Genomic DNA, 8,791 nt, shown 5'->3' with positions numbered 1-8,791 from the left:
AATATTAGAATTTATTACAGAATCTTTTAAAAGGTCCACATTTAGGTTAAACTGTAGTTGGGTCATTATTAATTCCTCCACATTGTTTATCGTCGATGAAAACATTGTAACCAAGAGGGATTAATTTGACTCTTTTTCTTTTTACACAATTATATGGACTTAATCAAAGGAAGTGAGTTGTGCAAAAGGAAGCTTGAGTTGTGCAAAAGGGAGTTCGAGTTGTGCAAAAGGGAGCTTGAGTTGTGCAAAAGGGAGCTTGAGTTGTGCAAAAGGGAGTTCGAGTTGTGCAAAAGGGAGCTTGAGTTGTGCAAAAGACTCCAAGTTATGTTCAAGCTATCTCTAGTTTCTCAGCCAAATTCATTTACGAGATATGCTAAAATAAAGTATTCATTTAATCCGGTTTTAAAGGAAGTGCACTTTCATGGATATACAACAAAATCTTAATGAAAAAGGATATACAGAAGCAGCGAAGTTATTACATAAAATAACCAATCAAGAAAATGTGATTTCAAACATCTCTCAATTGATCCATTATTGTGAACAAGCAATCACTAACTGCTCAGATGATATCAGAATTCTACTTGAACAAGTTAAACATCTGTCTATATATGACCAGAATTTCTATCCTATTTTGCTTCGGGATGTGCAAACGATTTTACAAGAGTTGCTAAATCCTCAAATTGATCAAGCGACTATTTTTTTCGAACATGAGGAAATACAAGAAGCCATCTCCATTTATCAAAAAGCTATGAACGGAAATAGCGATGCCCAGCTTGAATTAGGTGAGTTCTATAAATCTTTAGATCATGCCGATTGGGCTTTTGTGTGGTATGAAGTGTCTGCTAAGGCAGGGAATATCGATGCAATTTATTGGGTAGGGAATTTTTATTATGATGGTACGGTTGTAGAAGAAAATTGGGAGAAAACTTTCGAATGTTATAAGGAAGCGGCTTTAAAAGGACATGCAGATGCGATGAATAACTATGCAGATATGTATTTTCGCGGTGAGTACGTTGAAAAGGATGACAAAAAAGCATTCGAATTATTTTCTATTGCGGCTGAACGTGGTGTTGCAGAATCAATGTATACACTCGGTTATATGTATGAAAATGGTGTCGGGGTTGAAAAAGATTTAGCAAAGTCAAACTATTGGTTCACACAATCAGCATTAGCGGGTGATGTATTTGCGGCCAACCGATTAGGAAATGCAGCCTTTCAAAACAATCAGGGAGAGGAAGCCATTCTCTGGTATCAAATAGCTGCTGACAAGCAAGATGTAGATGGTGAATTTAATCTTGGCTTTTGCTACGAATCGGGTATGGGGACACCTATCAATATGAAAAAAGCTAAGTATTGGTATCAAAGAGCAGCACTTCAAGGAGATGCAGAAGCGAAAAAGAAGCTGAAGGAGATATAAAAAAAGGCTAATAATGAAAAGAAGAATCCTATAAAGAATTTTTATGGATTCTTCTACTAAAATTATTTTAAATCAATTGTAACAGGGCTTATTTGTTTTGTTTCTCCTAATTTGCCAGAACCTTTTGAAAAATAAACTTTGGGTGTTAGTATTAATGATTTAGCGTTTGGATTTAGTGAATAAATGGTTACCTTGCGTTTATTAGAAGTACCATTTTCCATACTAACCCCACCATTACTATCAATTTCATAAGTGTTTCCAAGATTATCTTTTACTTCAACCATTTCTATAATAACAAACGGCCACTCTTTTAATATAGAATGATCAACATTAAATTCATACTGTAATACTGCAGTCAATTCTGTTTGTTTTAGTGATTTCATACTTAGAGTAATTCCGTCTTCTTGAATTGATTGGTTAAGTTTTATAGTATTTGCTACTAATTCACTTAAAGTAAATTCAAATTGCCAATTCCCTTCAAACTTTTTATTCGTCTCCATATTCTCAAATAGTGTAGGTTGCCATGAAACTTGTATTTCATCAAGACTTTTGCCTTTAAAATGTGGTGTAACCTTTTCAATTCCAGCATAAGTTGTATCATTTATCTTTCTAATATTAGAAATAGAACCGCTACTGTTAGCTTTTGGAATGTCTAACATGCCATCTACTCGGGGATTATCACCAAGTTCAGCTTCTGTTTGAATGGTATAGGTTAAAATAATATTTGTTCCATCATACACTGCTTTTTCAACAGAAACGTCTATTCCATTACTAGACTGTACTTGTTTCATATCTGTAGCTAATTCTGTATACGTATTAATGTTCGGAACCGAATCATCCTCAAAATATGTTAAAACACTTTGAATGAAAGGAATTTGATTTGCGAGAGCTGGGAGAGACATGAAGCTAACAGTAATTACACTGATTCCAAGTATAACAGCGGTAGCTAAGTGCCGAAGTTTGATGGATTTCTTAACTTTACTTTTAGATAATACATGTTCTTTTAAATCCTCTTTCTCTTCAGTTGATAAAGGAATCAGTTCAATTTGATCAATGTCAAAGTCAATCCAATCTCTATATTTTTTCTTCATATAAATCGCTCCCTAAGTATTGGATTTTTAGCTAACTTCTTCTTTCCACGGTATAAGCGATTTTCAACTGCAGAAATGGAAAGATTTAATGATTCAGCGATTTCTTGAGTTGTTAAGTAAAGAAAATATTTCATCATAAAAATCTCACGGTCAATATCTTTTAATGTACTTAGCGCAAGTAATAATGTATTTTTTTCATCCTTTTCTAAAAGAGAAATTTGAACATCTTCTGAAATGGACTGTTCCAAAATAAATTCATCGTTTTTCTCACGTTTTTGCAATTTCTCAAGCTGACGATAACGATCAATTGCTTTATGCTTAGTTATCATTGCAATCCACTTTTTAAAATCTTCGTAATTTCCTTCAAATAAATTTGCATTTTGCCAAACTGTTAAAAATACATCATTAACGCATTCATCTATTGCTTCTTTGCTAATATTAGATAAAATTTTATAACTAATTCCTTTTACTAGGGAAGAATATTCTTCTATGATAAATTCAAGTGCATCTTCTTTTTCTTTCTTTAGTCGATTGATAAAGTTTTTTGAATTACACTTCATTTGCATTCTCCTTCATTTTTTTGAAAAGCTTTTCACTAACTATATCGAAATGTAAAAGAGAAAACTCTCATTTATATTAAAAAATAACCCATCCTTGAGTTGAGAGCTCTCGCGGATGGGGGATTCTTATGTCACCTAATGGAAGCCAAATATGATTGACCGCTTGATGCACTAACATCGGCGGTGTTTTGATACTATTTATTTTTAGCTTACGTGAATATTTTTATTATTACAATATTTAACTATATTGCATGTGCAAAAATGAAGGGCTTCTGCTAAGAATTCATCAACATCGTTTACCTCCGAGAGTCTCCACAATTACTTAAAATTGAATCCACGTTTTTAATCTTATAATATTCCTTAATAATTGAAGGGAATTCCAGTTCGATATCGAAATTGTAATGAATGATATAGATATTATGACCATAGGTTAATATTGGAAGAATTATGTTGATAGGAAATCAACATAGTTTAAGTGTGCGGTTATATATGTTAGGAATAAATTTTTGCAAGGGGGCTTATATGAAAAAGATATTGGTGTTTTTATCAGTATTGCTACTATTAGTGGGGTGTTCAGAAAAGGAAACGAAAGAAAAAGAGGCAGTGAGCTCAAATCATTGGCAAGTGAGTCCAACATTCGATATTCCTATTGATTTTGGTGGTAAGAAAGGAAAATATGTTCTTCTTGGAAAAGAAGGTAGATTAGGTTTTTTAGTTGGATCGGGCAATGAAGATGATATTAAGATTGATCCCATTATTAAAGGAAAACCAAACAAATATATGTGGCACTTTTGGGGAAATGATGATGAATTTGATGGACCTTTGAAAATAATAGGGATCAATGAAAAAGGGGAAAAGCATAAAATAATACAAGCTGATAATAGTGTGAATGTAGGCATTAGTCCTTATAATGGTGCAACTACACATGTACCATCAACAATGGAGTTTCCTACAGCTGGGTTATGGAAGCTTGAGGTTTACATTGGTGAAAAATTATTCGGAGATATTGTGGTGAATGTTGAAGAGGGGTAAGTCTTTTAATATGGCTGTTTTCTAAAAGATTGTTGTTTTTAAAATAAATTATAGGAATAAATTTTTTCTACTAGAATTATAAATATACTTAAACTGTAATTAATACCTATTCCAAACTGTTAAAATGTAACTTTTATACGTCTAATTGGTGGTAGAGTGAACGTAGGGGTGGTTCTATGAAAAAATCTTTGTTCTTAATGTTATTAGTAAGTCTATTCATACTTTCTGCTTGTACTAATGGAAAAACGCAATCATTAGAATCGTTTTATAAGGACGCAAAAATTGAAAATGTAGATAAAGTTATTATTCAAGATGGTTCAACTGGTGCTTCTAAAACGATAACGAATCAAGAACAAATCGGTGAATTTCTAACGTTGATTAAAGAAATAGAATTTACGCCACAAGAAAATCAAGAAAAACGTAAAGGTTGGCGATATGGTATAACTCTTTTTGATGGCGAAAAAGAGTTTAAATTTACGCTTAATCAAATTGACAATACCTATTACGATTCAAATCCAGATATTCACCCCATTGTAGATAACTATTACAAACAGTTAGAAATTGTAGAAGAATAAAGCCTTTAATACATCTAAAGACCTCTAATATTGAGGCCTTTTCTTATGCACTTCTTAACTTTTCAACAGTTGTATAATTGGATTTTTGGCACGCTGAAATAAGCATTAGTTCTACACGTTTATCAACGAAAACATAACCATCCAGGATAATTTGAATCAACCATCGCAAAAGCAAAAGAATGGGCAGTCCCGTAAGTTTTCTACTTATGGGGCTGCCCTCATTTCTACGACCTTTTTATCTTTTTAAACCACTTCAAATTCCGAACACTACTCACAATCGATAATAATGATGGGATGAAGATTGGTAGCATGACAAAGCTTAATAGGAATAAGCCGATGATAACGGTTATGGCAATTTCGATTAGTGATATGACACCAGATGGAATGAGCGCTGCAAATGTTCCACCAAGGATAATGGCTGCGGAAATGACGACACTTCCGATATGACGAGCAGCATCGACGATCATTTCTCTTGGATTGCCAACTTGTTCTCTATAGCGCATCATTAAGAAAATACTATAATCCACACCGAGAGCGACAATCATGATAAAGCTAAAGAAAGGAACGTTCCAGCCTAATTCATCAACATGTAAAATTTTTATACTTAACAATTCACTCATACCAAGTGCAGTAAAATACGTTAATACTAATGAAGAAATAATTAAGATTGGTTTCAATACTGAACGGGTGATGATGATTAAAATGAGCCCTATACCGATTAGCATAATTGTTGCAGTTCGTGTAAAGTCGCCACTCGCAATTGCTTGAAGGTCAACATTTTGAGATGTTTTTCCAGCAAATGCGATTTTTGAATCACGTAGTTCACCATTTGTTGTGAAACCTTCAACAGCTTTTTCAATATGCTCAACGATGTTCATTGCTTCTTTCGTATATGGATTGACATCGAGGATGATATTCATTTGTGCAAATTTACGATCATCGGACATATACATATTTAATGATTTTTGGAAATCATCACTTTTTAACACGTCTTCTGGTATATAGAATTTTTCAGATGCATCAGACTTACTTAAATCTTTTAAATAGCCTTGTGCATCATGAAGTCCTGAGTTGATATCTTTCAATCCTTTTGAGCTTTTTGCAAGACCAGATTGAAGAACTTTCATTTGTTCTGATAAATCATTAAGTCCTGTTAACAGCTGCTTTTGACCATTATTAATAGTTGTTAAGCCTGATTCGAGTGCAGGTGTTTGACTTGCAATTTTACTTGATCCATCTGCAGCAGATTGTAAGCCATTTTTTAAAGTGGATGAACCAGCATATAGCTTGTTAACACCTGTTTGGAGTTGGGAGAAACCACTGTTTACTTGTGCTAAAGAGCTATTTGCTTTTTTGAATGACTGCATCGCACTATTATACTGTGGGGTCATCGCATTTAGCTTTTCAGAAAGTTGAGCGAGTTGTTTCTTGCCAGTAGAAGCTATTTTAAGCGTTGTTAGTACGTTCACATCATTGGCAAGCTCGGGTTTCGATTTGATCAAAGCCTGCATGGAGGCTTCAATTTGTTCGTATCCTTGTTTTGTACCATTTATCGCTTGACTCATACTTGCGAAAGAATTGCTATAGGAAGATAAACCTTGTTGTAATGCATTATAGGCATTCATCAGTTGTGGTATCGAATTTCCTAATGTGTTCATATTTTCTTTAAGTGATGCGAGACCATTTTCTAACGCCTGAGCGCCGTCTTTACCAGAGTTAATACCATTTGATAATTGGTTAACTGCGTTTCCTAGACTAGAAACTCCTTGTTTGACCTCGTTTGTTCCATTGATTAACGCTTGAACGTTTTCAGTACCACTACTATCTGCTTGACCAACTTGTTTCTCTGCAGAAGATAGTCCTTTATTGATTTTACTTACGCCCTCATTTGCATCCCCAAGCCCGTTGTGTAAATCTTTTGTTTGTTTTTGAATATACAAGTCTTTGATTTTTTCACCGGTTGGACGAGTAGCAGTCATGACTTTATCGACACCATCTATTTCTTTGATCTGTTCGGCCAACTCATCTAAGGATTGGAGCGATTTTGCATTATCTAATGCATTAGGTGATTTTATAACAAGTGTAGTTGGCGAAGAAAATCCAGGAGGAAAATGGTCTTCAATAACGTTAATACCTTGTTTGGATGTATATTTATCATCGAGTTCTAATAAGTCATCATAGCTTAATGAGATACTGTATGTGAGGATAAATGGTGCACATAAAATTGCGATGAATAGTAAGACGATAATGGGTCTCATCACCGATATTTTTGATAGGAATCCCCATATTTTACTGTTGCTATGGCCTTCAAATTTTTTGATCGGCCAGAACATTTTTTTGCCTAATAACACCATGAAAAATGGGTTTAATGTCATAAGGACAAGTACAAGGACTGCAACACCAATTGCCACTGCTGAACTTGCTTGGTACAAGACGAATTCAGCTAAAATAAGTGCAGTAAAGCCGATAAATACAGCAAGTGCACTAAACAGCACTGTATGTCCTGCCGTTTTATATGTTTCTTTAACTGCTGCTAGAACATTATCCTGTTTTACAAGTTCTTCCTTAAAACGTGTGAACAAAAGGATGTTATAGTCCGTTCCAATTCCAAATAAGATGACCACTAAAAAAACTTGAGTAAAGTTCGAGAATGGATAGTTAAACTGATCAACTAAATGAGCAATAATACCAAGTGATACTAAATAGGACACACCGACCGATAAAAGTGAAATAACAGGAACGATAGGAGAACGGAATACGAGAATTAAAACCGCTATAATGAAAATAACCGCGATTGCTTCGGTTTTCTTAATCCCATCTTGAGAAGATTGGATATAATCTTCCATTACCATCTTGTTCCCTGTAAGATACGTATCGATATTGTTGATTTTGACAAATTGATTAATATCCTTTGCTACTTCAGAAATCTTTTTATCATTTTGTTCGATAGAAAGTTGCGTTAAAATCGTTGTACCATCTTTTGAAACAAGCTGTTCTTTCGTTTGCTTATTATCTAGATGAGTTACGATATTTTGTATGTCGAGCTCTTTTTTGTGACTTTGTAAAGATTGTACGGCTGAACTTATTTCTTCTTGTTGTTGACTCGTCAATTTTTTGTCACTGCCAGAATTGAAAACAACAATAATCGAATATGTATCATTGTCTTCTCCAGCCATATCTTTTACCATTTCTTCGGCAACAGTACTCTGTTTACCAGCAGGAATTGTGATTTGGCCTTTTTCCCTGACGAGTTGGTCTAAATTAGGCATCGACAAAACGATCATGACAGTAACCATAATCCAAAGAAGGAATGATGCTGCACGCCAATTCATTAGTTTCTTCATTTGACTCCCTCTTTCAGTCTCTTTTTTATTTGCATTTTTACAAAATCGTACACGTGTGTACTTTTGCTCATAAAAAAAGTATACTTTTGTATGTAAAACTACACAATGTTCAAAAAACGTGATTATGTTTAACTTTGAACACAAATTAGGACATGTGTTCAATTTTGAAAAAAAGAGGTGAAAAAAATTGGCTGGAAAAGCAAAATACAAAAGTGCCATCCGTTCTAAAAAGATGATTCGTTATGCATTTATAGAACTAGCACTCGAAAAAGAGTTTGAGAAAATAACAGTCAAAAATATAGTAGAAAAAGCAGGTATTAGTAGGGGAACGTTTTATGCCCACTATGCCGATATCTATGCGGTTATTGATGAGATTGAAAATGAAACGATGGGAAATATCCTTGAGTATCTAAATGACTTTAAAGAGATTGATATTATAAAAAATCCTTTACCTTTTTTAAAAAAAGTAGCTAATTTTTTTGAACAAGATATAAAATTTTATCGTTTAGTTATTAATACACAAGGTGCACCAAATTTTATTTATAAATTAAAAGAAATCGTCATTGATAAAATATTAAATGGAATGAAAACACCAAAAGAAGTTCATAACGCAGAAGAATATAGAATGTATGTCTATCGTGTTCATCTGATGGTAGGAGCAATAACATCTATGTATCAAGATTGGTTTGCAGGAAAATTAGATGGAACATTAGATGAGTTAACAGAAGCATTCTGCAAAATTACCATCAAGGATTTTAGTTAGAAAGAGATA

At 33.7% G+C, this 8,791-nt stretch carries 7 protein-coding genes; 4 read left to right on the top strand and 3 right to left on the bottom strand.

The features are described from left to right. The first annotated feature begins 421 nt into the window (after positions 1–421). Positions 422–1,417, top strand: a complete 996-nt coding sequence (locus D1606_RS05620) for a tetratricopeptide repeat protein (protein ID WP_119415040.1) — start codon at positions 422–424, stop codon at positions 1,415–1,417. Positions 1,418–1,479: 62 nt separating this feature from the next. On the opposite strand, the gene D1606_RS05615 is transcribed toward D1606_RS05620, so the two are convergent. Together D1606_RS05615 and D1606_RS05610 are read right to left on the bottom strand one after the other, a co-directional pair. Continuing rightward, on the bottom strand, positions 1,480–2,508 hold the full coding sequence (locus tag D1606_RS05615) for a DUF4179 domain-containing protein (RefSeq protein ID WP_119415039.1): 1,029 nt from the start codon (positions 2,506–2,508) through the stop codon (positions 1,480–1,482). Beyond that, on the bottom strand, positions 2,505–3,068 hold the full coding sequence (locus D1606_RS05610) for a sigma-70 family RNA polymerase sigma factor (RefSeq protein ID WP_119415038.1): 564 nt from the start codon (positions 3,066–3,068) through the stop codon (positions 2,505–2,507). Before D1606_RS05610 ends, D1606_RS05615 begins: the two co-directional genes overlap by 4 nt. Before the next feature lie 522 nt (positions 3,069–3,590). Between D1606_RS05610 and D1606_RS05605 the strand changes: the two genes are divergently transcribed. Continuing rightward, complete coding sequence (locus tag D1606_RS05605; RefSeq protein ID WP_158582319.1) at positions 3,591–4,100, top strand: DUF4871 domain-containing protein; 510 nt, start codon at positions 3,591–3,593, stop codon at positions 4,098–4,100. A gap of 176 nt (positions 4,101–4,276) precedes the next feature. Beyond that, positions 4,277–4,675, top strand: coding sequence for a hypothetical protein (locus D1606_RS05600; RefSeq protein WP_119415036.1), 399 nt, complete (start codon positions 4,277–4,279; stop codon positions 4,673–4,675). 224 nt (positions 4,676–4,899) lie between these two features. Here D1606_RS05600 and D1606_RS05595 read toward each other — a convergent pair whose 3' ends face one another. Continuing rightward, the gene (locus D1606_RS05595) at positions 4,900–8,019 is read right to left on the bottom strand and encodes an MMPL family transporter (RefSeq protein ID WP_119415035.1); all 3,120 of its coding nucleotides are present in this window, start codon (positions 8,017–8,019) and stop codon (positions 4,900–4,902) included. Positions 8,020–8,206: 187 nt separating this feature from the next. Here D1606_RS05595 and D1606_RS05590 point away from each other — a divergent pair, with 187 nt between their 5' ends. Then, entirely contained in the window at positions 8,207–8,782 is a 576-nt protein-coding gene (locus tag D1606_RS05590) for a TetR/AcrR family transcriptional regulator (RefSeq protein ID WP_119415034.1), read from the top strand. Positions 8,783–8,791 lie beyond the last annotated feature (9 nt).

The organism is Rummeliibacillus sp. POC4, from assembly GCF_003576525.1.
GTDB lineage: Bacteria > Bacillota > Bacilli > Bacillales_A > Planococcaceae > Rummeliibacillus.
This window is presented reverse-complemented; position numbering and strand designations above follow the sequence as displayed.

What these genes read in the sequence shown, in the direction of transcription:
- D1606_RS05615 (WP_119415039.1), bottom strand. Translation starts at nt 2,508, where the DNA reads ATGAAGAAAAAATATAGAGATTGGATTGACTTTGACATTGATCAAATT.
- D1606_RS05605 (WP_158582319.1), top strand. Translation starts at nt 3,591, where the DNA reads ATGAAAAAGATATTGGTGTTTTTATCAGTATTGCTACTATTAGTGGGG.
- D1606_RS05595 (WP_119415035.1), bottom strand. Translation starts at nt 8,019, where the DNA reads ATGAAGAAACTAATGAATTGGCGTGCAGCATCATTCCTTCTTTGGATT.
- D1606_RS05600 (WP_119415036.1), top strand. Translation starts at nt 4,277, where the DNA reads ATGAAAAAATCTTTGTTCTTAATGTTATTAGTAAGTCTATTCATACTT.
- D1606_RS05620 (WP_119415040.1), top strand. Translation starts at nt 422, where the DNA reads ATGGATATACAACAAAATCTTAATGAAAAAGGATATACAGAAGCAGCG.
- D1606_RS05610 (WP_119415038.1), bottom strand. Translation starts at nt 3,068, where the DNA reads ATGAAGTGTAATTCAAAAAACTTTATCAATCGACTAAAGAAAGAAAAA.